At 37.8% G+C, this 25046-nt stretch carries 27 protein-coding genes and 2 pseudogenes; 9 read left to right on the forward strand and 20 right to left on the reverse strand.

Annotated features, from left to right (window positions below; all coding sequences use genetic code 11):
- Positions 1-80 precede the first annotated feature (80 nt).
- The 3 genes from ACTWPF_RS14035 to ACTWPF_RS14045 all read right to left on the reverse strand — a co-directional run bounded on the left by ACTWPF_RS14035 (position 81) and on the right by ACTWPF_RS14045 (position 2235).
- Positions 81-1451, reverse strand: a complete 1371-nt coding sequence (locus ACTWPF_RS14035; RefSeq protein ID WP_443149498.1) for an FAD-binding oxidoreductase — start codon at positions 1449-1451, stop codon at positions 81-83.
- Positions 1452-1556: 105 nt separating this feature from the next.
- Positions 1557-1985 carry an RDD family protein gene (locus ACTWPF_RS14040; protein WP_443149499.1) on the reverse strand — a complete coding sequence of 143 codons (429 nt, stop codon included), beginning with the start codon at positions 1983-1985 and terminating at the stop codon, positions 1557-1559.
- Positions 1986-2019: 34 nt separating this feature from the next.
- Positions 2020-2235, reverse strand: a complete 216-nt coding sequence (locus ACTWPF_RS14045) for a YdbC family protein (RefSeq protein WP_443149500.1) — start codon at positions 2233-2235, stop codon at positions 2020-2022.
- Between the two features lie 224 nt (positions 2236-2459).
- On the opposite strand from ACTWPF_RS14045, the gene ACTWPF_RS14050 reads away from it, so the two are divergent.
- Together ACTWPF_RS14050 and ACTWPF_RS14055 are read left to right on the forward strand one after the other, a co-directional pair.
- Positions 2460-2966 carry a DUF6434 domain-containing protein gene (locus ACTWPF_RS14050; protein WP_443149501.1) on the forward strand — a complete coding sequence of 169 codons (507 nt, stop codon included), beginning with the start codon at positions 2460-2462 and terminating at the stop codon, positions 2964-2966.
- Between the two features lie 185 nt (positions 2967-3151).
- Positions 3152-4220, forward strand: a pseudogene (locus ACTWPF_RS14055) (IS1595 family transposase).
- Between the two features lie 206 nt (positions 4221-4426).
- Here the strand turns inward: ACTWPF_RS14055 and ACTWPF_RS14060 are convergent.
- From ACTWPF_RS14060 to ACTWPF_RS14075, 4 genes and pseudogenes are all read right to left on the reverse strand, one after another.
- Complete coding sequence (locus ACTWPF_RS14060) at positions 4427-5740, reverse strand: amidohydrolase (RefSeq protein ID WP_443149502.1); 1314 nt, start codon at positions 5738-5740, stop codon at positions 4427-4429.
- A gap of 161 nt (positions 5741-5901) precedes the next feature.
- Positions 5902-6999, reverse strand: a complete 1098-nt coding sequence (locus ACTWPF_RS14065) for a threonine synthase (protein ID WP_443149503.1) — start codon at positions 6997-6999, stop codon at positions 5902-5904.
- A gap of 14 nt (positions 7000-7013) precedes the next feature.
- Positions 7014-7392 (reverse strand): annotated as a pseudogene (locus ACTWPF_RS14070) (RidA family protein).
- 1 nt (position 7393) lies between these two features.
- Complete coding sequence (locus ACTWPF_RS14075; RefSeq protein ID WP_443149504.1) at positions 7394-7888, reverse strand: GNAT family N-acetyltransferase; 495 nt, start codon at positions 7886-7888, stop codon at positions 7394-7396.
- Positions 7889-7995: 107 nt separating this feature from the next.
- Between ACTWPF_RS14075 and ACTWPF_RS14080 the strand changes: the two genes are divergently transcribed.
- Positions 7996-8781 (forward strand): TrmB family transcriptional regulator, encoded by a 786-nt coding sequence (locus ACTWPF_RS14080; protein WP_443149505.1) that lies wholly within the window; start codon positions 7996-7998, stop codon positions 8779-8781.
- Between the two features lie 365 nt (positions 8782-9146).
- Here the strand turns inward: ACTWPF_RS14080 and ACTWPF_RS14085 are convergent, their stop codons facing one another.
- From ACTWPF_RS14085 to csaA, 3 genes are all read right to left on the reverse strand, one after another.
- On the reverse strand, positions 9147-10094 hold the full coding sequence (locus ACTWPF_RS14085) for a DUF4349 domain-containing protein (protein WP_443149506.1): 948 nt from the start codon (positions 10092-10094) through the stop codon (positions 9147-9149).
- Positions 10095-10245: 151 nt separating this feature from the next.
- Positions 10246-10941, reverse strand: coding sequence for a hypothetical protein (locus tag ACTWPF_RS14090; RefSeq protein WP_443149507.1), 696 nt, complete (start codon positions 10939-10941; stop codon positions 10246-10248).
- Positions 10941-11270 carry a chaperone CsaA gene (csaA, locus tag ACTWPF_RS14095; RefSeq protein ID WP_443149508.1) on the reverse strand — a complete coding sequence of 110 codons (330 nt, stop codon included), beginning with the start codon at positions 11268-11270 and terminating at the stop codon, positions 10941-10943. Before csaA ends, ACTWPF_RS14090 begins: the two co-directional genes overlap by 1 nt.
- A gap of 334 nt (positions 11271-11604) precedes the next feature.
- Between csaA and fbpA the strand changes: the two genes are divergently transcribed.
- Together fbpA and ACTWPF_RS14105 are read left to right on the forward strand one after the other, a co-directional pair.
- A complete protein-coding gene (fbpA, locus tag ACTWPF_RS14100; RefSeq protein WP_081779371.1) occupies positions 11605-11763 on the forward strand; it encodes a Fur-regulated basic protein FbpA in 159 nt (52 codons plus the stop codon).
- 157 nt (positions 11764-11920) lie between these two features.
- Entirely contained in the window at positions 11921-12226 is a 306-nt protein-coding gene (locus ACTWPF_RS14105; protein WP_443149509.1) for a MerR family transcriptional regulator, read from the forward strand.
- Positions 12227-12357: 131 nt separating this feature from the next.
- Here the strand turns inward: ACTWPF_RS14105 and ACTWPF_RS14110 are convergent, their stop codons facing one another.
- Both ACTWPF_RS14110 and ACTWPF_RS14115 read right to left on the reverse strand, forming a co-directional pair.
- Complete coding sequence (locus ACTWPF_RS14110) at positions 12358-13791, reverse strand: MDR family MFS transporter (protein ID WP_106896149.1); 1434 nt, start codon at positions 13789-13791, stop codon at positions 12358-12360.
- Positions 13792-14226: 435 nt separating this feature from the next.
- Positions 14227-14958, reverse strand: a complete 732-nt coding sequence (locus tag ACTWPF_RS14115; RefSeq protein WP_106896148.1) for a hypothetical protein — start codon at positions 14956-14958, stop codon at positions 14227-14229.
- A 280-nt stretch (positions 14959-15238) separates the two neighbouring features.
- Here ACTWPF_RS14115 and ACTWPF_RS14120 point away from each other — a divergent pair, with 280 nt between their 5' ends.
- Both ACTWPF_RS14120 and ACTWPF_RS14125 read left to right on the forward strand, forming a co-directional pair.
- On the forward strand, positions 15239-15652 hold the full coding sequence (locus ACTWPF_RS14120; RefSeq protein WP_443149510.1) for a DUF6376 family protein: 414 nt from the start codon (positions 15239-15241) through the stop codon (positions 15650-15652).
- Between the two features lie 153 nt (positions 15653-15805).
- Positions 15806-15955, forward strand: coding sequence for a hypothetical protein (locus ACTWPF_RS14125; RefSeq protein WP_159033222.1), 150 nt, complete (start codon positions 15806-15808; stop codon positions 15953-15955).
- A gap of 177 nt (positions 15956-16132) precedes the next feature.
- On the opposite strand, the gene fosM is transcribed toward ACTWPF_RS14125, so the two are convergent.
- Positions 16133-16552, reverse strand: a complete 420-nt coding sequence (gene fosM, locus ACTWPF_RS14130; RefSeq protein ID WP_106896146.1) for a FosM family fosfomycin resistance protein — start codon at positions 16550-16552, stop codon at positions 16133-16135.
- A 48-nt stretch (positions 16553-16600) separates the two neighbouring features.
- Positions 16601-17362 (reverse strand): phosphotransferase family protein, encoded by a 762-nt coding sequence (locus tag ACTWPF_RS14135; protein ID WP_443149511.1) that lies wholly within the window; start codon positions 17360-17362, stop codon positions 16601-16603.
- A 637-nt stretch (positions 17363-17999) separates the two neighbouring features.
- On the opposite strand from ACTWPF_RS14135, the gene ACTWPF_RS14140 reads away from it, so the two are divergent.
- Positions 18000-19499, forward strand: a complete 1500-nt coding sequence (locus tag ACTWPF_RS14140; protein ID WP_443149646.1) for a DHA2 family efflux MFS transporter permease subunit — start codon at positions 18000-18002, stop codon at positions 19497-19499.
- A 50-nt stretch (positions 19500-19549) separates the two neighbouring features.
- On the opposite strand, the gene ACTWPF_RS14145 is transcribed toward ACTWPF_RS14140, so the two are convergent.
- Genes ACTWPF_RS14145 through ACTWPF_RS14155 form a run of 3 tightly spaced genes read right to left on the reverse strand, consistent with a single transcriptional unit; the run spans position 19550 to position 21243 of the window.
- Positions 19550-19849: a hypothetical protein gene (locus ACTWPF_RS14145; RefSeq protein WP_443149512.1), complete on the reverse strand. Its 300-nt coding sequence runs from the start codon at positions 19847-19849 to the stop codon at positions 19550-19552.
- A gap of 13 nt (positions 19850-19862) precedes the next feature.
- A complete protein-coding gene (locus tag ACTWPF_RS14150) occupies positions 19863-20486 on the reverse strand; it encodes a hypothetical protein (RefSeq protein WP_443149513.1) in 624 nt (207 codons plus the stop codon).
- 7 nt (positions 20487-20493) lie between these two features.
- The gene (locus ACTWPF_RS14155; protein ID WP_443149514.1) at positions 20494-21243 is read right to left on the reverse strand and encodes a phosphorylase family protein; all 750 of its coding nucleotides are present in this window, start codon (positions 21241-21243) and stop codon (positions 20494-20496) included.
- A gap of 149 nt (positions 21244-21392) precedes the next feature.
- Between ACTWPF_RS14155 and ACTWPF_RS14160 the strand changes: the two genes are divergently transcribed.
- Positions 21393-21845 (forward strand): ASCH domain-containing protein, encoded by a 453-nt coding sequence (locus tag ACTWPF_RS14160; RefSeq protein ID WP_161465524.1) that lies wholly within the window; start codon positions 21393-21395, stop codon positions 21843-21845.
- Positions 21846-21911: 66 nt separating this feature from the next.
- Here the strand turns inward: ACTWPF_RS14160 and ACTWPF_RS14165 are convergent, their stop codons facing one another.
- The 3 genes from ACTWPF_RS14165 to ACTWPF_RS14175 form a co-directional block, all read right to left on the reverse strand.
- On the reverse strand, positions 21912-23288 hold the full coding sequence (locus ACTWPF_RS14165; RefSeq protein WP_443149515.1) for an alkaline phosphatase: 1377 nt from the start codon (positions 23286-23288) through the stop codon (positions 21912-21914).
- Between the two features lie 274 nt (positions 23289-23562).
- The gene (locus tag ACTWPF_RS14170; RefSeq protein ID WP_443149516.1) at positions 23563-24495 is read right to left on the reverse strand and encodes a phosphotransferase; all 933 of its coding nucleotides are present in this window, start codon (positions 24493-24495) and stop codon (positions 23563-23565) included.
- Positions 24492-25040, reverse strand: coding sequence for a GNAT family N-acetyltransferase (locus tag ACTWPF_RS14175; RefSeq protein WP_443149517.1), 549 nt, complete (start codon positions 25038-25040; stop codon positions 24492-24494). Before ACTWPF_RS14175 ends, ACTWPF_RS14170 begins: the two co-directional genes overlap by 4 nt.
- Positions 25041-25046 lie beyond the last annotated feature (6 nt).

The raw sequence follows: 25046 nt of genomic DNA on the forward strand, positions 1-25046 counted from the left end.
AGATTGAAACGCTCTATGACTTGGTTGATTCACCCACAGACTAAAAGTTGTGCAAGTCTCAATACCAACTTCCATAAAAACTATGACTTAATGTCAACAACCTTCCCCGGATTAAAGAGCCCCTTCGGATCGATTGTGGCTTTGATTGCCTGCATTACATCAAGTGCTCCACCATGCTCTTGACGCTGATATTTTTGTTTGCCGATTCCTACGCCATGCTCCCCGGTACACGTTCCACCTCTTGTAAGTGCATATTGAACAATACGTTCATTTACTACATTCGCCTTTTTTATATCTTCTGGATTCTCTGTATCTACCATTAGAAGAATGTGATAGTTTCCATCACCTACATGTCCGACAATTCCACCTAATAAACCTGATGAATCAACTGCTTCTCTAGCATCCTTTATCGCGCCTGCCAATTCGGATATAGGTAAACAAACATCTGTAACCATCTGCTTTTTCCCAGGGTTACCGTGAAGATATGCATAGGCTGCATTATGCCTTGCTTCCCAAAGTCGATTTCTGCCTGCTGTGTCTGACTCAAATGCAAACTCTCTACAATTACAATCTTCTATAATTTCCTTCGTAAAAACAACATCCTGTTCTAAACCGGCTTCATTTCCATGAAACTCAAAAAACAAGGTTGGTACTTCTTTGTAGTCCGTATCACTAAATGCATTGATTTGCCGCATTGATTGTTCATCTACCAATTCGACTCTCGCTACAGGGATACCAGCTTGCAGGACATTAATCACTGCTTCCACTGCATGATCGATTGTATCAAATGCCGCTCTACCCGCCATGTTATGTTCAGGTATCCCATGTACTTTTAATGTCAGCTCGGTAAAGCAGCCTAATGTGCCCTCTGAACCAACAAATAACCCATTCAAATGATAGCCAGAAGATGATTTTGCAGCCAAATTCCCTGTATGAATAACGTTCCCATTAGGGAGGACGACTTCTAAGTCACGTACATTATCACGCATAATCCCATACTTCACAGAAGTTGTGCCACTTGCATTGGTTGCTGCCATGCCTCCGAGCGTTGCATCCGCCCCAGGATCTACAGGGAAAAACAGCCCATACTTACGCAACTCTTTTTCCAATTGTGTTCTTGTCACGCCAGGCTGTATTTTCACAAGGAAGTCCTCTGGTCGCACTTCAATTATTTTATTCATCACTGTAAAATCAATCATAATTCCACCATTATGCGGAATCATACTACCTTCTAAACTAGTCCCAAGGCCATAAGAAACAACAGGAACTTCCCATTCGTCCGCCAATTTAACAATTTGGCTCACTTCCTCTGTATTCTCTGGATAAAGAACTACATCAGGTAAATGAGGCGTATGATACGACTCATCCGAACTGTGTTGTTGCAAAATTGTTTCGTTTGTTGAAACTCTTTCAGTAGGAATTATCTCCTTAAGCGCTTCCAAAAACCCCATTTTCCCATCACTCCTATAAACATAAACTTAATAATCGAATAATTGTTACTATTCCTCAGTGTACCATAATCCATCCGAAATGAAAAAAGCCCCCACAAGGAGACTTTACTCATTTCGGTATACAACACGTGTCTTGCAAATCATATCATGTAGTGCTTTCTTCTCTTCATTCCACCCTGCTATCATAAATCCAATCCCTAGTGGTAAAGCAGAAATGAAATAACACAGGTATCTTCCAATGGACTTTAGCATACTTATCTGCGTGCCATCAACATTCACTACTTTTATTTTACACGTTAACTTCCCGGGGGAGCCCATAAATTTGCTCCCAGTAAAAATAATGATAAAAATAATACCATATAAAAAATTAGCTATAGACTGTGAAGTTGTCTCGTCAGTGCTACTCCAAGAACTCCAGAATGTATCGTCACCTATCAGAAAAGCAATTACTGTTGCAAGTAAAAGTATAAGCATACCATCAATAAAATCAGCTAGAAATCTTATCCAGAAACCCGCTGGCTTATTAGAAATCATCCTACCACTCCCTATTAAAAATCTAATTATAATATTACCTTATTTCTAAAGCCTTCTTTAAAGAAGTAAGTTCTTCCTCTGTTAGTGTCACGCCTTTCCCCATCTTTTCTTTGTCTGGAGACCAATCTCTTATGTCATATTTAGGGTCTCTTCCGTTCCAACTAATTAGATTTAGTTCCTTCGTCCAACCCTTTGGCGATTCGGATAAGACGGCAATTGTTTCCACTATTTCAAATTTCAATTCTGCCATTTTGTTGCACCCTTTCTATATTGGTAAATATCACCTTTGTTTTCTTCCATCCCTTTATATACTTTCTTGTAGTCTGCATCAACATTTAGTAGTGATTATAATCCTAACACAAAAAGTCTCTCCAAGAATACTGTAAGGGCAACCATTGGAAGGCTATTATCTTGCTTTGCCAAACAGGAACAATTGTTCTATAATCATAGAAAACGAATGTGGAGGTGTTTGTGGTGAGACCCAACCTCACTAAAGATCTTAGTATAGTAAACTTTCAAGCATACTATTGGTTAAAGGAAGAATTACAGTCTTTCTGTAGAGAAAACGGAATAAGTTCTTCCGGCTCCAAATTAGAAATCTCCAATAGAATTGAATTATTTCTTCAAACAGGAGAGATAAGTAAACCCATTAAGAAAACAAAAGCTGTTAAAAAGAAAATACTTCAAGTAAATTTAAGCCCCGATACAGTAATTTCAGCAGACCATCGTTGTAGTCAGGATGTAAGAGCATTTTTTAAGACAGTAATCCCAAAATTCCATTTTTCTACCTATATACAAAACTTTTTTAAAAACAATGTCGGTAAAACATATCGCGATGTAATAAACGCTTGGTACGAGGAAGAAGAACGGAAGAAAAACCCTTTGTACAAAAAAGAAATTGCACCTCAATTTGAATACAATCTATTTATTCGGGACTTTTTTGCTGATCCGAAAAATCAAGGTAAAGGACGTGAAAAGTGAATTGAAGCCTGGAATGTAATAAAAAAATTGCCTGGAAGTAATAAATATAATCCCATTGATTGAAGTTTCACTTTATCGCTTAAAGGATTTTTATTTTTACATAAGGCTCTGTTAAAGGTAGTTGTTGATAATCGACCGAACAGGTCATACGTTCTATAATAGCTGTAACATTATAGAAGTTGGTGATGACCGTGAGAGCAACCGATATACTAAAAGCCATCTAAAAACTAAATCCAGCAGAGAAACATCAATTACGAAAGTATTTAATTGATACACTTACTGCATCATCTTCGACAGGAACTGTTCTTCAAGAAATATCTGAGCGTAAAAATAAGAATGGTTATCGTTGTCCAGATTGTGAGTCAGAGCATATCGTCCGTTTTGGAAAATATTCGACTATCGTTGACGGAGAAGAAGTGAAAAATCAACGCTATCGCTGTAAGGCGTGTAAAAAGACATTTACTGACCTTACAAATACAGCCCTATATCGAAGTCGTCGTCTCCACTAATGGATAAAATTTATCGAGTGTATGATAGAGGGCTATTCTTTGCGGAAATCTGCTGAATTAGTTTGTAATGTTACTCACGTCACTTTGTTCTACTGGAGACATAAGCTCTTAGCATCATTAAAGCAGATAGAAATCCCAAACTTCGAAGGTATCGTTGAAATGGACGAGACCTATTTCCTATACTCTGAAAAAGGGCAATGAAAGATTAAAGATAGAAAATCACGTAAGCGTGGTGGTTCTGCCAATAAACGTGGTATCAGCAATGAACAAGTATGTGTATTAGTTGCAAGGGACCGTGACAAGATGACTGTTTCGCAAGTATTAGGAATGGGAAGATTACAAAAGAGCAATTGGATAAAGCTATCGGTCATAAACTATCAAGTGAGAATATATTATGTAGTGATTCTTGGCGTGTCTTTAAGACCTATGCTGCCGAAAAGGTATGGATATTTACCAATTCAAATTAGATGGATAGGTTCGAACAAAAGGGCTATACCACATTCAAAACATTAACAATTACCATCATAGACTTAAGGCGTGGATTCAACGATTTAACGATGTTGTCACTAAGTATCCGAACAATTACCTTGCTTGGTTTCAGTTGTTAGAAAGCATTCAACATCAAAGAAATGAAGTAACTATGAACGACTTAATTATTCGGGGAGAACTAATACAAAATTCGGAAAATTATGATACAATTAGATTAACTAAATTTGCGTCTTCTTCAACTAACGGAGCAGTTTAGTTGAAGAAGTGATAGTAGAAGTTTTACAAAATAAAAACCACCATTTTCTATGATGGTTTTTATTTTGTTTGTAAGGATTATCATATAGATGGTAATGATCTTCTTTAAGTATCACCTTTTTGTTTTCGGCATTTATTACTACACATTTTAGCATAGTCCCAACAGTGGACTTTAGGTTTAATGTTTCAATCGTAGCTCACTCATTCTTACAAATTCGCTTTTTCGTTTAGTTGCCAAATGACTTCAATCAGCGCACTTAAAGCAACGGAAAGCGTATTTTCATTAAAGTCAAACTCACAATGATGATGCCCTTCAACAAGTGGCGTGCCATAGATCATGAAAACAGATTTACCACCTGATTCTTGTACACGCTTCATCATAAATGTCACGTCCTCAGAAGCATTGAATGGTATTTCTTTCATTGCATTTGTAACAAAATCACTTGATTGAGAAGCGTCTATAATCGTATTATGCCAAGATGGATCTGATGTTGCAGAAATTCCTTCTCCTACAATGGAATATATCGCTTCTACGCCATACATTTTGGCAACTCCATCAATTTTTTCAAATACTTCTTTCTTCATATAATTGTTTTCTTTTGTGCTCGCTCCTCGTGTTTCTAATTGTAAAGAAGCGTTCCCCGGTACGATATTTCGACCTGTCCCCGCAGAAAATTTGCCTACATTTAAACGAGTCATACCATCCCCATGCGGCGCAATACTATGTAATGCTTGTACAAGCGCCACACCGGCTAAAAGGGCATTTTTCCCTTCGTGCGGACGTATGCCTGCATGAGCAGTCTTACCAATCAGGTCTACGTCAATCTTAGTTGTTGCCAAAATATCTGTGACCAATGATCCAATTGTTCCAACCGGTAAATCGTGGATACCGATATGGCCACTCAAGAAATAGTCCACATTTTCGAGCCATCCTTTCTGTACTATCGCATTTGCTCCACGACACCCTTCTTCAGCCGGTTGAAATAAAAGTGTATAAGATCCAGTTAAAAATCGCTGATGCTCATGTAATAAATGGGCAATACCAAGTCCTATTGCTGTATGCCCATCATGCCCACATGCATGCATCATCCCGTCGTTTTGGGAGCGGAAGTTTTCCAGAACGGGGAGATGCGCTACATCGGTAGACTCTTCAATTGGCAGTGCATCAATATCAAAACGAAGGGCGAAATGCTTTCCTGGTTTACCTGTGTCCAATCTGGCGACAATTCCCGTAAAGCCACCACTCATTCTCTCAAGAAGAGATTCCGGTACACCTTGCGCAAGTGCTCGTTTCTCATGTTTCACAAGCTCTTCTTTTGGTGGTACATCAAGTCTCGCTTCGCGCTGCAGTACCTCTTCACCAATAAAAAGTTCAAAATCAAGGTTTTTCAAATTTTCATAGATGTAGTGTGTTGTTACATATTCGCAAAAGCCTACCTCCGCATTTTTATGTAACTCACGGCGCCATTTTTTAACTAATGGGGAAATTTTCGTAATCCATTCATTATGATTTTGATCCATAGTTAATATCTCCCTTTCAATAAGAACATTTTTTAATACTTCCAATAAGGACTTAATTTCTATGGTGTATCAACTAATCAATCAGGTATTACTCTTCTATGAAAAGCGTGTATTCACGTCCTACCCACAAGTGTTGGGAATCTCATAGCTCCCTTCAGCTCTTAATTCGACTTAATTCCTGCTCCACAAAGAGGGATTATAATTACTTCATCTTTAGATTTCGAATACTCTAAGTATCCTGCATAATTAATGGCAGAAGTAATTTCTACATAGAATCCTTTACTTGCAAGTATTTTACGAGCTTCTATTATTTCTTCTTCGCCAACTGTAATAATCTTACCTTCAGATTTTCGAATTGCTTCTAATATTTGCTTTGATCTTGCAGGTGCTGCAATAGCAATCCCCTCCGCTAAAGTTCCTTCATTCATAACTGGCATTGCTGTCATCTCTTGATTTTCAAATGCCTTGGCAAGTGGTGCGCACTTTTCAGCTTGAATTGCTACTATTTTTGGCATACGGTCAATTTTTTTTGCCTCTAAAAGCTCTTTAAAACCATAATATACACCTAATACTAATGTTCCGTTTCCGACTGGAACCATCACTGTATCAGGTGCTTTCTTTAACTGCTCAAAGATTTCAAAAGCATATGTTTTTGTTCCTTCATAAAAGTATGGATTATAGACATGACTGGCATAAAAAACTTGTTCTTCTTCAACAGCTAATTGAGCTGCTTCTGCCACATCTTCTCTTGTCCCTTTAATGGCTTTAACCTTTGCTCCATGCGCTTTAATTTGTGCTAATTTTTTGGGTGAAGTTTCTGTACTCACATAGACATCACATTCAATTCCAGCTCTTGCACTATAAGCAGCAAATGCTGTCCCTGCATTTCCACTGCTGTCTGCAATCATTTTTTTCACACCTAGTTGTTTCGCCAGAGTTACTACTACTGCAGCGCCACGATCTTTAAATGAAAGTGTTGGCATCATAAATTCTACTTTAACAAATGTATTTGGCTCTGCTTCATCTAAAACAAGTAAAGGCGTTTGCCCTTCACCGAGGGTAACGGATGGCCAGGCTCTTAGATCTTCTCCAGCATCCACTGAAGAGGCATATCGCCAAATCGATGGGTGACTAGTCCATTTGTTTTGTGAGTTTGCTTTTGATTTCACTAGATTCAGTAGGCCGCCACATTCACACTTCCAACGAGTTGCTTGAATCGGATTAGTTCCCTTACATACTGAACAAATATAATGGGTCATTTTCATCGTCTCCCTTATTTAATATAAGCAATTGCTTCAATTTCAATTTTAAAACCAAAATGTAAATCGTTCGTTAATACAACCGTCCTTGCAGGCTTATGTGAACCAAAGAATTGCTCATAGACATCATTTACTTGATTCCACAGTTCTACGTCAGGGATGTACAAGGACATACGCAGTATTTTTTCTTTTTTGCTTCCAGCTGCAGTTAATATGGACTCGACATTTTTCAACGCTTGTAATGTTTCTTCTTCAATCGTTCCAAATTTCTTTTCACCTGTATCAGGATCAATAGCAAATTGTCCTGATACATACACAGGTTCCTTGATGAATTGTCGCCAAAGCATAGTGACCATTTGATTTTAAATTGCCAACTTCAAATAAGCTTTTCATGTTAATCAATCTCCTTTTCATAACCATTAAATCTAAATTCCTTTTCACCTAATTGGATTTGGCCAACTTTCTTATACTGAAGTTTGCTAAATAATCGGTTCATTCCAGTATTCAATTCAGACGTATCGGATATAAGAAACTTGATTCCTCGTTCTTTTGCAACTTGTTCAGCAAATTGCATTAGCATCATCCCTACACCTTCTTTACGATTCGCAGGATTTACGGCTAACCGATGAATAACAAGAAAGACTTCAGATTTCCAGTTCAGATCCTTATATTCTGGAGGGAAATCTTCATTAATGGAAATAACCCCCTTCAATTGTGCATCTTCCTCTAAAACATATAATGATTTGGTATTAATATCTTGAAGAAAATCTTCTGGTAAAGGATACGTTTCATCCCATTGCCGATTATTAGATGATGACATTTCAACTACAATTTGCTTCACAATAAGCGAAATTTTAAGTAAATCTGATGATGTTGCTAATCTAAACATAAATCCGCCCCTTTAAAATTAGTTACTACTAAAATAGTACCTAAATGTTTGTAAAATGTAAATATATTCGTTAAGCTAAAAGTAATGAATCTTTTGGAGGACTCAATATGGAGATAATTCATCATTTAAAAAAGCTAGGTTTTAATGAATATGAATCAAAGAGCTATACAACTCTCGTACAAAATGGAACATCAACTGCTTATAAAGTGAGTAAAATTTCGGGTATCCCGCGCGCACGTATTTATGACACATTAGAAAGTCTTGTTGAAAAGGGAATTGTATTAAAAGAGGAATTTGAAAAATCGATGATTTATTCACCATTACCAGTTGAAATTTTTCTGCAAAAGTCACAAGCGGAATGGGAAGAGACATATCGTACTATCGATAGCGGGCTTAGAGAGCTAGAGCTTAAACAACAAAAAAGTGAAGATAATAAAGTTTTTACGATTAAAAATCAAACTGCAATTCTAAATTATTGTAAGGAATTAATTAAAAAAGCAGAAAAGAGAATTGTCATTTCATTTTGGTCAGATATGTACGAAACATTGGAAAACGAGCTAAAAAAAGTAAATAATCATGTAAAAATACAAGGTATTACGTTCCATGTGGATTCTCCGTGCGCAACATTAGAAAAACATCGTATTACACCTTATACAGAATCAGCGAACAGTGATCATTGGTTTATTCTCTCCATTGATTCAAAAGAAATGATTTATGGACCATCCTCAAACGAAAGAGAAATTGCCTTTTATACTGATGATCCGATTCACATTCACTTATTAGAGGACTATATTTGGCATGATGTACTAGTAAACAGACTCGTGAAACAATCAGACGAAAATTTAGAACAATGGATTTCTTCCGGAAGGGAACAATTCTTTAAGGAAGATTAAAACGAAAAAGGGCAGTTTCTCAAAGAAAAATTTTGCCCTGCTTATCAGCAGTTTTTTCAGTATGCGGCTGTCGGGAACATACCTGTAAATTAATATGTGAAATCAACAAAGTATGTGAAGTAATATTCTTATTCTAACGGGGGGCTTTAGTTGAATAAAAAGACTATATTACGAAATAGAACCTCCATATATTTGGAAGTTCTATTTTTTTATATAATATCAACATTAAACTTTAACAGAACCTTACATAAAGAAAAAAACTACTACTTTGAAAACGAAAGTGGCAGTTTTTTTCTTTAATTCTGAGGAGGAATACATAACCGGCTACAAAAAGAAGCCCCTTACTCGAATTTTGGCAAAGCATACTAAACCAAGTTATCTTTATCCTCTTTTTTAATTGTGCTCCTCTTTCTTTTTACTACTAACCAAACTACCAGTGCAATAACCCCTAGCGGAATAAGGATTGGCAGATTCCCTGCTATAAAGACAAACAATCCAGATAGCACCGCTAAAATGGTATTAATGCTTTTTAAAAATTGCTGTTTGGTTCTTTCCCATGTGTTTAGATCATCTTCACTCATGCCCGTAATGTTAACGTTATTTTCTTCTATGTCAATTTGTACCGTAGCAAGGTCAGCTTTGTTTCGTAAATAATTCATCCTGCCTGTAACCTGTTCAATTTCTTCTTGAACTTTCGCTAAATCACTCGAGATGGTGAGTAAGTCCTCTGTTTTTTCTGCTTTTTCCATAAAGGATAAAAGTCGTTCTTCTACAACTCGCTTCGATTTTAAGCGTGATTCTAAATCAACGTATTCTTCTGTTACATCCTGACCTGAGACATTGCTTTCAAGCAGCTTGCCAGCTCCTTCCTCCACAAGCTGAATAAACTCCCGAAATCGTTCTTGTGGAATGCGTGCTGTAATATGGCCACTAGTCGAACTTTCTTCCGACGAACCATAAGTGGAGGAATCTACAATATACCCATTAAAGTCAGCCACTTGGGACTCTATTTCATCTACAGCTTGTTGATATTCTTTTACTTCTAGCCTTAAATTAGCTGTATAAATGATTTTCCTTTCTTCTACCTCTACTTCTTTCGTTTCAACTTCCGCTGCCTCTTGTCCACCCGATTCCGTTGCCTCATTGTTTTCTGTCTCAGAAAATTCGGTACCCTGTTTTTCTGCTTCATCCATCGATTCCTCTACAGAATCCATTGCAAAATCTTCACTTGATTCCCCAATATTTTCTTGCTCATTACTACACGCTGTTAAAAACACCATTACCCCTAGCAAAAACCAAATCGCCTTCTTCACTCCTAATCCCCCCATTCCAATAAGTATGCTTTTCTACTTAGTCGGAATCACAAGGAAAAGGTTACAACTATGTTACAAAAAGATTGAGCATTATAGCCACAGTATAAAAAAGACCAACCTAAACGCATTCGAAAAACCTTTCTATTTCAAGTCACGATTTCAATATAATTTCTGCATGCGCAAATTTTCCTTCAAACGTTTGGAAATGTGCCCCTTTTGTAATTGGTAAGCCGTGTTGGAAGTTGGGACCATCACAGACGAATGTATGAAACTCTCCATTCTCCCCACAAGGATCTACATGTAATGGTAGGTCTTCTAGAAACTGATAATTGAACATTCGGCCCGCCGTATTCGCTGGCAATACTTCTGTATCAACAGTTGTTACGATAGCCTTAAACCCATCTTCAATAAATTGCCCTGAAACACTTGCTGTATCTTCCTCCCACAAGGGAAATACTCCCTTCATCCCGTGCTGCTTAAGAAGCCGCTCTCGATATGCCTTTATATCTTCAAGAAATAGATCAGCATAGGCAATTGCCCTTATCCCCTCACTAATGAACTTTTCAAACTGCTCTCCCATAATGCTCTCATACGCTTTATTTGTCACACTGTCAGGCATCTCTATTCCATAGAGTGGGAGGTTTAAGGAAGAAGCTTGGGCATAAAGCATTTCCTTTAACACTTCATGTATTGGAAGTCTGCCACTTTTTTCAGAATAAGTGGACAACAAGCCTACCACTCGAAAATCAGACGACTGCTGTAATGAATGTAAAGCAATCGCGCTGTCCTTTCCCCCACTCCATGAAACAATAACATCCTGTACAATCCGTTCCTTGCCTTTTCTCATTAGGAAACCTTCGTGCCATTTGGGAGCGTTTCATCAGGGCGCAGTAAGACGACATCCCCATCCTCTTGTACTCCTCCCAAAACTAGAACCTCAGATTTATAACCGGCAACCCGCATTGGTGGAAAATTAACCACTGCAGTTACCTGTCGACCTACAAGTTCTTGCGGGTCATAACGTCTTGTTATTTGTGCGGAGGATTGTTTTATGCCAAGCTCACCAAAGTCTACTTCCAATTTAATCGCCGGCTTTCGCGCTTCCGTGAAAGCTTCTGCTTTTACAACTGTTCCAATCCTTACATCTAATCTCATGAAATCATCTATTGTTGCCATCAATTAAACCTCCTAAAATTATTCTCCCTATCTATTTCTAGATAACATTGGCAAATTCCTACCTTAGCGCACATTCAAACTGTTACTTCATATCATACAATGATTGCGTACCCCATTTAAAAGTAAGACTAAATTCCTAATGAAGAGGAAAGCTGACATCTAATTACCTGTTTTTTGAATTTTTTGTTAGATATTCTTACACGTTAAATGACATTTTTAGAGATATCGCCTAATCTTGGTATATCCTACTTAATTAACTTGAATCTGAGTAGTCGCTATTATGAGTTTAACAGTCATGTAGGACGAATCATTCTAGTCATGGAGGTGTCAAACAATGCTCATGAAAAATCAGCTACGTGAGGCTGTTGAAGAAGTGAAGCAGTATTACATCCAAAAACTAGTAGAAATAGATGCATTTAAAAATAAGAAAAAAGCTCCCTCAGCACACACACTAAGCGAACTAGAAAAAATGTATAAGTATTACCAGCGATAAACGTACGAGGTGCTACCTATTTAAGGTAGTTTCTCGTACATTTTACGCTATGGCTGTATATTATTATCTTATGTAAGCTTTCCTAACACACTTAACTTAAAAGCAGTAGAAAAACCAATTGAATCATGTATACTATGAAACAGGGGAGGTTGATATCTTGGCTTCTTATAAAGACAAAAAGGTAATCACCATCGGGATTGTAAATGAATTAACGGGATTATCTGAGCGTAAAATACGCTATTACGAAGAGCGGGGGCTGATTTTCCCTGATAGAACAAAGCGAGGAACAAGAAAATATTCCTTTGCTGATATAGAACTCCTCATGAAAATTGCCGACAAACGCGAGGAAGGCGTCCAAACAAGTGAAATTAAAAAAGACATGATGCGGGAAAAAAGAAAAAAAGACTTGCGGGAAGAAGTGCTTCGCGGTCAAATAAATGCCCATTTCAACCGGCAAAAATGACCTCACACTCTCTCCGCAAGTAGTTTTTTTGTTACACCTTCCTTGGACACATACGTACCACGAGGCATACAGTATAAATCCTCTTCACCTACATATGCCCTTCTTACTAGCCTAGTAAAAAATGTAACACGTTAGCTTCCTATTTTAATTTTCTTCCCTTCTCCTTCAGGTCGAGATCCTTTAAGGAAAAAGGATAAAACGAGTCCGATAATCGCTGTTATCCCTGCCACGACAAAGGATACATTTACTCCATGAATCATGCCATCAACACCTTGCTCAGGCATTGCTGTCGTGGTCATCACTGTAACAAGTAATGCAGTCCCAACCGCACCAGATACCTGTCTCATTGTATTGTTCATCGCAGTGCCATGCGGAATCAAGTTAGAAGGAAGCTGATTTAAACCAGCAGTTGTTACAGGCATCATTACCATGGCAACCCCAATCATCCTAAACACATTGACAACAGACAGATACAAGAAAGTAGTCTGTGCATCCAAGTTTGTAAACATAAAGGTCGTAATAACAAGGATGGTTAGACCAATAATTGCGAGCCATCTTGCACCAAATTTATCAAAAATACGACCAGTTATGGGGTTCATGATTCCCATTAGAAGCGCACCTGGTAATAGCATAAGACCAGATTCAAAAGCTGTAAACCCTAGCATAGTCTGCATGAGTAATGGTAAAATTACCGCTCCACCGATCATGGCCACAAATACAACCATGCCCAGAATTGTTGTGAGAGTGAAAATTTTATATTTGAAGATGCGGAATTCTAGAATAGGCTTCTCTAGCTTTAACTGTCTACGAATAAACCAAACTAAGGCCACTGCCCCGACAATCATCGATACTATAACCTGGACACTTCCCCAGCCGCTATTACCTGCAGTACTAAACCCAAATAACAATCCACCAAATCCAAGTGTTGAGAGGATGATGGACAATACATCTAATTTAGGGAAAGTCTGTTTTGTAATGTTCTTAAGAATAAAATATGCAACGATAATATCAATTATCACAATTGGTAAGATAACATAAAACAGGCTTCTCCAAGGGAAGTGTTCTACAAGCCATCCTGATAGTGTTGGGCCAATAGCAGGAGCAAATGCAATAATTAGGCCAAACATACCCATAGCAGCTCCACGTTTTTCAAGCGGAAAGATCAAGAACAATATGGTCTGCATTAATGGCATAATAATCCCTGCGCCAGCAGCTTGTGCAACTCTTCCTACCATCAAAAAACCGAAATTTGGAGCAATAGCACAAATGACTGTGCCTAATGCAAATACTCCCATCGCTGTAAGAAATAATCCTCTTGTCGTAAAACGTTCAATTAAAAATGCTGTAATAGGGATCATAATACCGTTTACAAGCATAAAAATAGATTGCAGCCACTGTGCTGTGTTTGCATTTAGATCTAAATCTTCCATAATGTGCGGAAGCGCCGTAGCAAGTAATGTTTGATTTAAAATAGCTACAAAAGCTCCCGATATCAGCACAATCAACAAAGGTACCTTATTAAAAGATTCCCCAGGCGGCTGATTTGTTCCTTGGTCGTTTACCATAAAGTTATTCCTTCTTTCTATATTATATCTCCTAAAAGGCTTCTATCCTCTTTTATACTGCTGTAAACGCGCAAATCGTTTACAGCAAACGAGAATTGCAACGTGACACATGTTAACACAGCCTAGGGAGAAGAAAAAAACATTATGTTTACGAATGTGAAATTTTGGTTATATACATTTTATACTAGCATAAAATGTGAAGTCGGCTATGAATAGTGCGATTTATCCTATAAAACAACAAAGATTGGAGCAATAAAAATGAAGAAACGTTTAGCATTTGTAAGAATTGGGGCCTTTTTTGTATTAGTCTCCATCATCGTAACCAACATCTAAGAACTCTTTAGGTGCTTGTTTTGTATTCCCTGCACCTTCTGGGTACGTATAATAACAAATAACTTGCAAAGCACCTTGTTCTATACAAGGTGCTTTGCAGTTTTAATGGTGGTACATGTCTGGCTTATCTCCAAATGGAAAAAGCTTGCGTTCCTTAGCCTCTGCAGCACGATCGGAAATAATCTCCTGAAGCAGCTGCTCTGCGCTTTTATCTTTGACATCTAAATTAAGTTCTGTTGCTGTATCATAAATTTTTTGTTCTCTTATTTCGTTCTTGAGTTCATGCGTGTCCTTATTCTCCGTTTGAATTCCTAATTCTGTTGCTTCATTTTTGACCGATTGAGAAAAAACGGCTTTCTTCAGCTCTTTTATTTCTTTCCCTTCTGTCTCAATCCCTAGTTTTTCTGCTTTTTTCAGCAGCATTTCTTTATATACTTCTTTTGCAAGTTCCTTTGCTTCTTTTCCGTCCGTCTCAATATTTAATTCTTTAGCTTTATCCATAACCTTTTGGTGGTGTATTTCATTTTTAAGCTCTTTTATTCCTTTTCCTTCTATACTTATACCCATCTCTTCAGCCATGGTTGAGATTCTCTTCTCAAAGACCTCTTTTGCAAGCTCCTTAAGCTCTTTCCCCTCTGTTTCTATACCAAGCTCTTTCGCTTCAATTAATATTAGCGGCTTGTATTTTTCTAGGCTTTCCTTATCGTGATGATCCTTCTTTACCTCCATATTCCACGCTTCACTGTCGTGATACGAAGCAGAAGCTGGAGCAGCTAACCAAGTTAGCGTTACCATAACAGCAACTGTAATTAGAGCAAATAATCTTTTTCTCATCTGTATCCATCCTCATCTTATGTTGGAGTTAAAACCTTAAAAATAGTGTTCCCACTCTAAGTAAAATAATGAATGAAAGACATAATTTCCGATTATAGTTTAACGCTTTTACCTTATTTATAAATGCCTGGATACAAACTCGATTAGATTGTTCATTTTAATCGACTTAAGGTTATTTTAACTGAAACATTTCTTATACAATCAACGTATTAAGGTTAGCTAGTATGAAGTAATGGAGCGTACTACAGTTCTTGCCTCTACAGGCGAAAGGAGAAAAAACATGAAAAGACTTGTGGTTATACCCATATTGGCAGTATGTATCATCCTACTTTCTGGTTGTTCTTTTCTAGAAGAGACCAATGATTCAATTAATTACGTGTCAGAAGCGACGGATTATATAAACAATTTAAGTAGCTTTGTAGAAGAATCCACTTCACTTGAAGGAGAAGAACTTGCTAACCGGGTGCAAACACTCCAAACAACCATTGAAGATTTTATACGTATAGAAGCCCCCGGGTTTGCCGAAGACATTCATCAAGAACTGAAAAATAAAAGTGAAACGTTGCTAACTGCTACAAACGAGCTCTTGAAAAATGGCGAGGTTGCAATTGAACAACTTCAAGGTTCCCACGTTTATCAAACAATCGAGAATATTACCGGACTGATGAATCAAATAGAAAACCTGGGCCTATAATTATTTACCACTTCTTATAAAAAGAAGTGGTTTTTATTTTATACTACTTTATGCTTATTTTCCCCCTAGAACACTATGAATCTGGATTTTCATCATTGTATTTCATAAAACATGGGAGTATAATGATTTCACAATAGAAGGGAGCAAAGAATAATGAGAAAGATTGTAAGAGGAATTACTAAATTCTTCGTAGCTAACCTGACTGTTGCTTTCGTTATGATGCTTTTACCTGTGTTTTTAATTACAGATAATGTGCAAGCATTTGAAGCGATCATGGATTACTTATTCAACAACAAAAGTTAAAATTAGAAAACTCGCATTCGCTTGTTAGCGAATGTGCAAGCTTTTCTTATTCCTGGGAACTCGTCATAAACTTCGCTGAATCTTAACCATAACTAAGATTAACCACACCTTCCTTACGTGGGATAAAAGCGCAGGACTTCAATGGATTATTTTGTAAGAAGTCCCGCACTTCATTTTTTAAAAGAACTCCATATGCGATTTCTCCTCTCTGTAATAATCCATCCGGTCTTCCAAAGTGCCTGTATGAAACTCAAATTTATGTCCATCAGGGTCTGCAAAATAAATAGATTTCTTATCACGTTCGTCTCTTTGTCTACCTGATAGAATATTCACCTTTAACTCCCTCAGACGATTATAAAGAACTTCGTATTCCTCATCCTCTATTGTAAAAGCTATATGTGTGTATGATTGCTGAATTTCATTACGAGGTATATCCTCTTCTACATTTAATGCCAACCATAATCCATCTAAATCAAAATACGCTGTACTTCTTCCCTTCACAAGTAATGTAGCATCAAAAACTTTTTCGTAAAATGAGATCGATCTTTCTAGGTTTGATACAGAAAAAAGCAAATGATTTATTTTTCCTAACTTCATCCAAAATTCCTCCTATACTGTATAACTTTAAACTCAACGCTCACATAGTTAATTAACCGTCATTTCCCTGACTAGTCTATCGTTTGCCCAATGTATGTACAAGTCTAACTCTTCCCTTCCTTTACTAATACTGTAATATCCATCTAACCAAGCTTCTCTAAATCTTTTTACTAAAGCATGATCTATACCGAGATATTGTCTCGCTTCCTCTACACTTAAAATAGAATACGTTCGAGCAAGATCATATCTATAATCGCCAGATGAGGCATTCATCCAATCAAGCACCCCTGTTATTTTACTATTTTCCGCAAGTACATTTAATGGATGGTAGTCCATGTGTAAAAAACAGATCTTTGTCTCGTTGGCAGAACGTGCTTTTTCGTAGAGTTTCTTTTCTCTTTCGGATTTTGGCGCAAGCCACTCTGATTTCCCCATTTCAGATGGCATAACATCGTGCAACCGACGCTGCATTCTTCCAAAATCCATTCCAAGCTCTGTAGCATTATTCGGGTTGTCCAATAGTTCTTGTAATACTGTCCTCCCTCTCCCCCATTCCATCACCATGACAGCATATTTCTTCACTTCCATTACCTGATGTACGAATGGTACAGGGATACCGTTCTCGTGCGCAATATTAATTAAGTGCTCCTCCTGTCTGAACTGATCTACTCTTTCTTGTGGAAGTATGCGAACAGCATAACGCTTTTCATTCATGGTTTTAACTTTATAGACAACACTGTCCCTTCCACCTGTTATTCTTTGGAAATCTAAAATTGTGCCGATGTTTAATTGCTCCAAAATTTTTTCCAAGCTTTTTCACCTTCCATCCTCTATTTATACTCCATTCAATACGCCCCCTACAATTTCCTTCCTGTTAGAAAAACTCGCATTTGCTCGTCCTTTAGCCAATGTGAAAGTTTTTCTTATACTTGGACCTTCAAAATTTTCACTGCGTCGGCTTTACTTCCTTGCTGAAATTTTATACTCTCCTAACGTGCAAAAAAAGAAGCTGGCTTTTCGCCAGCTATCCCACTTCATCTATTATCTTTTGTATGACTTGCCTTTTCGTTTATTCATATATTTTCTTACCATCGGATAAATAATTGGTCCGTACTTAACAAGCTTGCGAATTAAACCTTTCATATACAGCCTCCATTATTAAGTATTATATCCTTTATAATTCCTTCTTTCGAATAAACCTAAACCAACTAGAATGCTTCAACCAAAAAAATATTGCCGAATTACGCAAGCTATCTACATCTTTTTATAATCAGAGTACAACTTATAACATCCACTTTAACCACTTACATTGTAGTATTTTTGTAAAAAACTTTTTTTCTTATTGATTTATTTGAACTACCGGTATAAAATATATAAATATTATCTAAGAGGAAAGAAGGAATCATGATTGGAAATAAACAAACTACATGAAAAACCACCTTATGGAATGATTGCTATATTGTTCATTGGTGCTTTTGTGTCTATATTAAATGAGACATTGCTGAATGTTGCACTACCTTCTATTATGGAAGAATTCGAAGTGAAAGCGACTGCCGTTCAATGGTTGTCTACTGGTTACATGCTGATTAACGGAATACTAATTCCAGCAAGTGCCTTTTTTATTCAGCGGTTTACGAATAAAAGTTTATTTATCACAGCTATGACGCTTTTTACAATTGGAACATTGACTGCAAGTCTCGCACCATCTTTCGGTGTATTACTTGCTGCCCGAATGATCCAGGCTTCTGGCTCTGCTGTAATGATGCCATTATTAATGAATGTGATGCTTACAGCGTTTCCCGTGGAAAAACGAGGAGCTGCAATGGGAACGTTTGGCCTAGTTATGATCGTAGCGCCTGCTATTGGTCCAACTTTGTCCGGATGGGTCATCGAGCATTATAGCTGGAGAACTTTATTTGATATCGTTCTACCTTTTGCTATCTTTACGCTTTTATACAGTATTTTCAAACTAAAAAACATTACACCACAGCGGAATATCAAACTTGATATCCTGTCTATTATTCTATCAAGTCTAGGTTTTGGTGGATTACTTTACGGTTTCAGTACAGCGGGAGAAAATGGCTGGAATGATCCTTTGGTTTATGGCACCATAGCTATCGGCGCTATTTCCGTAATCGGTCTAATTATCCGCCAATTAAACATGGATGATCCTATGCTCGAATTTCGGATTTTCAAATACCCTATGTTTGCCTTATCTTCTACTATTTCTATTGTATTGGCGATCGCAATGTTTTCCGGCATGATTCTAATGCCAATATACATTCAAACCATCCGAGGCATCTCTCCGATGGATTCAGGTTTACTCATGCTTCCTGGTGCTATTTTAATGGGAATTATGTCGCCGATTACAGGTAGATTATTTGATAAATATGGAGCACGCTTATTAGCACTGATAGGATTATCAATTACCATTGCAACAACCTATTCTTTCAGCAGACTTAGTTTGGATACCAGTTACGGAACCATCATGTTAATCTATACTATTCGCATGTTCGGTATGTCCATGGTTATGATGCCGATTATGACAAATGGATTAAACCAGTTGCCGATGAAGGATAACCCACATGGAACTGCGATGAATAATACCTTGCAACAGGTTTCTGGTGCGATTGGCTCAGCCTTATTAATTACAGTGATGAATAATCGCACGGAGACAAAAGCAACAGAGTTAAGTGCAGCGGTCGATCCAAGTACTTTAGCCTCTCAACAAGCTGCTGCAGAAGTACAAGCTGATATATTAAATCAGTCTATGCTAAGTGGAATTAATTTCAGCTTCCTGGTATCAACTTTTATTGCAATTTTGGCGTTTGTATTGGCATTCTTCATTAAACGGGTGCAAACTTCGACTAACAATCCAGAACCAAAAGGTCCAGAAAAGGAAACAGAAGGGATATTAAATAAACCTACTGTCGCTACAGAATCTTAAGACAGAACAAAACTCCCCTGAGCTAGCCATATGGCCAAAAGGGGAGTTTTTTAACCACCTAACCACTCCATTGGGAATGGTAATAGTATACATAGTATTGACGCACATAATATAACAAACGTCATATTACGTGGGAGCTTTTTCCGCCCCTTCCCTTGGTACCAACCCGAAAATTGAAATATGTTACGATACAATACAAAAAGCGTTAAATAGATACCTATTGCACCTATCCACTTATAGGTCTCAATTCCCTCATAAGCACTGTAAATAGAATTTAATACTTCCCATGTAAATCCTCCAAGCAGTATAAAAATAAAGATAATCCTTAACAACTCCAGTATTACTCGCATTAGTGCTCACTCCTTATTCGGTACATCCTTCGTCTCCAATATGACAGTCCATTAGAGTTGCAGATACAAGAAAGGCATGCTCATATGCAGTGACTTCTATCAAATCCTCCTCTGAAGCAATATCAGTCGGTATCGAAATATTCTCCTGATTGCTTTTTACTATGGAAGCAATAATGGTTTTTTCTCCTATTTTCAATTCGGTTTCATCCATTCCTACAGAACTAACAGTCATATCCATATTTGACAAGCTATCCATAGGATCCGTTTCCAAACTGGTCATTCCATTTTCTGTAATAACTGCAGCATTCCATTTTTCTTTATCCTTATACGGCGTGTTTAGAAGCACGAACCGTGATTTTTTTTCTTCTATCGATGTACCAAAGTCCACAATTGTGTCTACAAGTTCTCCTTCTTGATAATAATCCACTTTTAATCGTACCTCTTTTGCATTCTCATTTAAAAATTCTACATCATAAATAAAGAAGGTTTCACTAACTAAATCAGTTAGACTGCGTTCGTACTCGGTAAGCTCCCCTTCCTTAATCAGTGCATCACCTTGTTGGGATTCCGAGTTACAGGCTGTTAGTAACGCAAATAAACTGACTATAATAAGGAATGTAACTTTCCGTGTTATCATTTTCTTCCTACTTTCCTAAACTACTAAGATATAATGCTATTTCTCTAATTCTCTGGTCGGTTCTCTCTTCAATTTGCTCATAATCGGCTATACGCGAATACAAGGTATCCCCTTGTATCAAATGGTCAGAAAGATTAAGTAAACCAACAGCACGCCGATTGTATTTACTGGCAACCGCAAAAGTCGTAGCTGTCTCCATGTCCACCCCAATAAACCCTCGATTTGACCAATCCTCCACTAGCTCTTTTGTCTCCATTAACATAGCACTTGTGGTATATATATTGCCAGTTACATAGCTATAGTTCATTTCTTCGCAATAGGCAATCGCTTCATTAACCAGCATGGGATCGGCATATACCATATCTTGTTCGGATAAATACCACCTAGAAACTCCATCCTCCATATAAGCACCTGTTACAATAAAGATGTTTCCATAGGACGCTTGCTTTGAAAGCCCTCCAAAATAGCCTGTTTGGATCATTATTTCTGTACCAAGCATAGCAAAACGATGCGCTATCATGGCAGCTTGAGGCCCTCCAAACACATTTGCAAATCCAATTCTAGTTTGATTGTAGTTTCCTGTAATGGCATTCCATGTAGGGATCCATTGTTCTTCTGCCAACAACTCTTTCCAAATTTCAATGTTCCATGCATGCTCCCATTCCCCATGCAAAATAAAGGCTGTGGGAATATTTTCATCTTTAATATGTAAAGCTTTCATCCAGTCTGCTTTTGTCATTTCTCCATATAAGGTCATATGTATATACTCCTAACTACTGTCTTTTAATTATTATTCGCTATTCTATTCATAATTTCCTTTTTTTATAAAATTAAGTATTGTATGCTTAATTACAAATGTAAATTCTTACAGAATACGTAACAAGCACCTTTTTAGGAGGAAGAAAAATGAATACAGCTGCACAATCATATTGGAATAATTTTTGGGAATCGAAAAACCAAGTAAAACCAGAGTCCTATGAATCTTGGCAATTTGGAGCAGATCCAGATTATTTAGCACAACTAGTTATAGATGGCGTAAAAACAGCAACTTGCTCTGGATTAATCTTCTATGAAATGGAGAACGAGCCTTTGCCAGCTGTGGAGGATTATAGTGTCATATTGAATTCAAATGACGAGCCAATGGCAATTATCAAAACAGTAAAGGTTGATATTATGCCAATGAATGAGGTTCCAGAGGAATTTGCTATTGCTGAAGGGGAAGGCGACAGAACGTACCAGTACTGGAAGGATGCTCATGTGAAATTCTTTACTAATGAATTGCAACAAATGGGATTGGATTTCAAAGAGGACATGCTGTTAGTTTGTGAACGATTTGAATTAATAGATGTTAACAGGTAAAAGTGCTTGGGGAGATTTAAACCCCAAGCACTTTCCTTCCAGAACGCTTATCTAATAGATTCCGCCTTAATTATCCAGGCTTATACCAAGGGATTCTGCTATGAATTTAGGTAGATCTGTATTGTCATGAAACCCTGTGAAATCCTCTGATGCTGGCCCATATACATACAGTGGAATATCTACAGATGTGTGATTACTGCTTGTCCAACCAATATTTGCTTTGTTACTAATAAGTTCGTTTATTGTAACGACTGGATCCTCCGCCTCTTGTATTTGTTGGATTTCGCTTGCACTCCATTCCAAATCGGTATACGTTTCAAGCACCTCTTGACTATTCGTACGTCCTTCGTTCAGTTCAGAGGCCATATGGGTACCAGTTGCTTTCACCTTTTTTAAAATTTCTGGAGAAGCGTTAGATGGCGAACCATCTATCCCAGTGGTCATTCCACCTGTTTCATGGTCACCACCAATTACGACCAGTGTTTCTCCATCTTCCTCAGCAAATGCTAATGCAGCTTTTACCGCTGCCTCAAATGCTTCTACTTCGCTCATTGCCCATCCAGCATCATTAGCATGGCCTGCCCAGTCAATCTGACTGCCTTCCACCATAAGAAAGAATCCATCTTCACCCTGCTCGAGGATTTCAACAGCTGTTTCTGTCATTTCAGCTAAACTTGGTTGTACTTTCTTATCACGAGCCAATTCGTCTGGTAACGCGCCACCTGCAAATAAACCTAGTAATTTATCATCCTGTTTTAAAGCAATATCATTTTGATTCATTAATTCCTGACGGGTCTCAATTACCTTATACCCTCTTTCCTTTGCTGCTTCCAACACATTCATATCTTCCTGATTACCGCCCATCGTTTCAGGTAGAAAATTATTCATTCCACCGCCAAGCATGACATCCACTTCATTTGCAATCAGTTGTCTGGCGATTTCTGTTTCATTGTTACGGCTTTCTACATGTGAAGCAAATGCTGCTGGAGTCGCATGTGTAATGGCAGAAGTGGATACTAACCCTGTTGCCATCTCTTGTTCTTTAGAAGCTTCCAAAATGGTTTCCAATTCTTCTCCTTCAGGGTTAAGGCCAATCATTCCATTGTTCGTTTTTACCCCGGTAGCCATTGCTGTACCAGCTGCAGCTGAATCTGTAATACTTGAATTAGCAGAATATGTGGTGTACATGCCTTTTAAATGCTTATCCCATGCAGCATCCTCACCCTTATAAAGGCGATAATTCTTCGCATAGTCAGCATTAAAACCATCAGGAATCATATAAATTACATTTTCTACATCTTGTTTTCCGTTCCGTGCTTCCACCCAATCAGGCTTTCCTTTTCCTGCCCATTCCGGCTTACCCGCTTCTACCGTAGGAACAGAGCCCATCCCGGAAAAAATAAGACCAGCACTCAATGCGACAACCCCAACCTTTTTAAACATGCCATCTCTCCTCTCAAATTTAACTCAGTACAAGCATAACGGAGAGATTTTAAAAGAGATTAAATAGAAGGTAAATACCCAGTGAATTTTTTTAGGAGAAATGGTTCCCTGGCAATATGCCTAGTTGTCTTCCTTCGACTCCTACTCCATACTCCTAAACAATTCTACTTAATATTTTAGTAGCATAATAAGCATACTAGATTTTCCCTATGATAGAGATAATGAGCAACACAGTGACAATAACAGCATACCAATTTCATTAACTAGCAATTCCTTATAGTGTATATGCCGATAGATCATTCAAGGTTTGGGCTAAGCTTTCAAATAGTGATCGCTGTTCGGGCCTGTCCCAATCCTCCGGAACCTCTGCCATCAACCACATCACTTCATCAAGAAACACATGTTCAAGTGCGGCATTCCAATAGGTTTTTTCCATTTCAGTTAATTCGGTAAACTCTGCATACCCTTTCATAAAATGAGTCCACTGATTAGGCGTAAATAGTTTATCAGGAGCACTATCCATTTCATTGTGAAATAGAAACAGCACTAATGCTAAATCATAAATTCTCGGTATCCATGTGGCATTATCTGGATCGATTAAGTAAGGAGATGGTGTATAAACTAAGTTATTTGCTTTATAGTCATGTGGGGTCATGACTTTTGGTAAAGCAATATCTTTTAGTCTCTCCTGCTGTGCAACAGCTTGACTAAGCTTCGTTTCGAGTAATGGAAGACTTATGTCCACATCATGTTGACCAACATGTTCGCTAATTTGCTTCATACTTTCATCTACTTCATCCAAATTAAAATCGTAGACATCATAGACACTTAATTGGTAGTCATTCTCTTTCGGTGAGAGTGCATGTATTTTTCCAAGAAGTTTGCCAGCCTCATAGATTTCTTCCTCTTTCCCATTATATTCATCACCTACTATAAACGGATAAGCTACATAAACCTCATCTTCTATCTGCTGTGGATTATGCGTTGTTAAATCAACCGGTGTCACAACACCTACACCATTTTTCTTAAGAAAGCGTAAGTAGTCCATTACCCTCCCCGCTTTTTCTAAAGGACGCTGTGTTTTCTTAATAATGATGTCAGCTTGCCCTTCAGGGGATACTCGATACACCGGAGAAAAAGCATAGATACTCTTTGGTTCTTCACTTGTACTAAAACCAAACTGCGTTAAAATATCCTTACCATTCATGAATTCCCTCTCCTACTCCTTGTTCGATATTCCATCAACCAGCAATCTCGATACTCCCCTTCGTGATACTCATGAGCGGGCAATTGTTTTATCTTTTTAAATCCGCATTTTTCATAGCAGCGGATCGCTCGATAATTTGTGACGTGGGGGTCCAGGACGACGACATCTACCTGCTTTTCCTGTTGCAGATAATCAAGCATCGACTGAACAAGCATGGTTCCAATTCCCTTCCCCCAGTAACTAGGCTCCCCTATAAACTGGTCCATCCCATATGTAACTTCTTCATATCCTGTAAGGTTGCTCGTTCTCTCAGTAATTTCGTAAAATTGAATGTAACCAATAGCTACATCCTCATATATGACGATACACTTGCTTACTTCAGGTTCATTCTGGTAAAAATCCTCTCTCACCATATGGAGATCATATAGCTTATCCCTACCTTCATAAAACGCCAGCACTTCTGGGTTAGATAACCATTTTACAAGCTTCAGCTCATCTTTTCTCTCAATAGTTCGCACCAAAAGCTTATCTGCTTTATACACCATAACTCA

This window comes from Oceanobacillus sp. M65, from assembly GCF_052246275.1.
GTDB lineage: Bacteria > Bacillota > Bacilli > Bacillales > Amphibacillaceae > Oceanobacillus_B > Oceanobacillus_B jordanicus.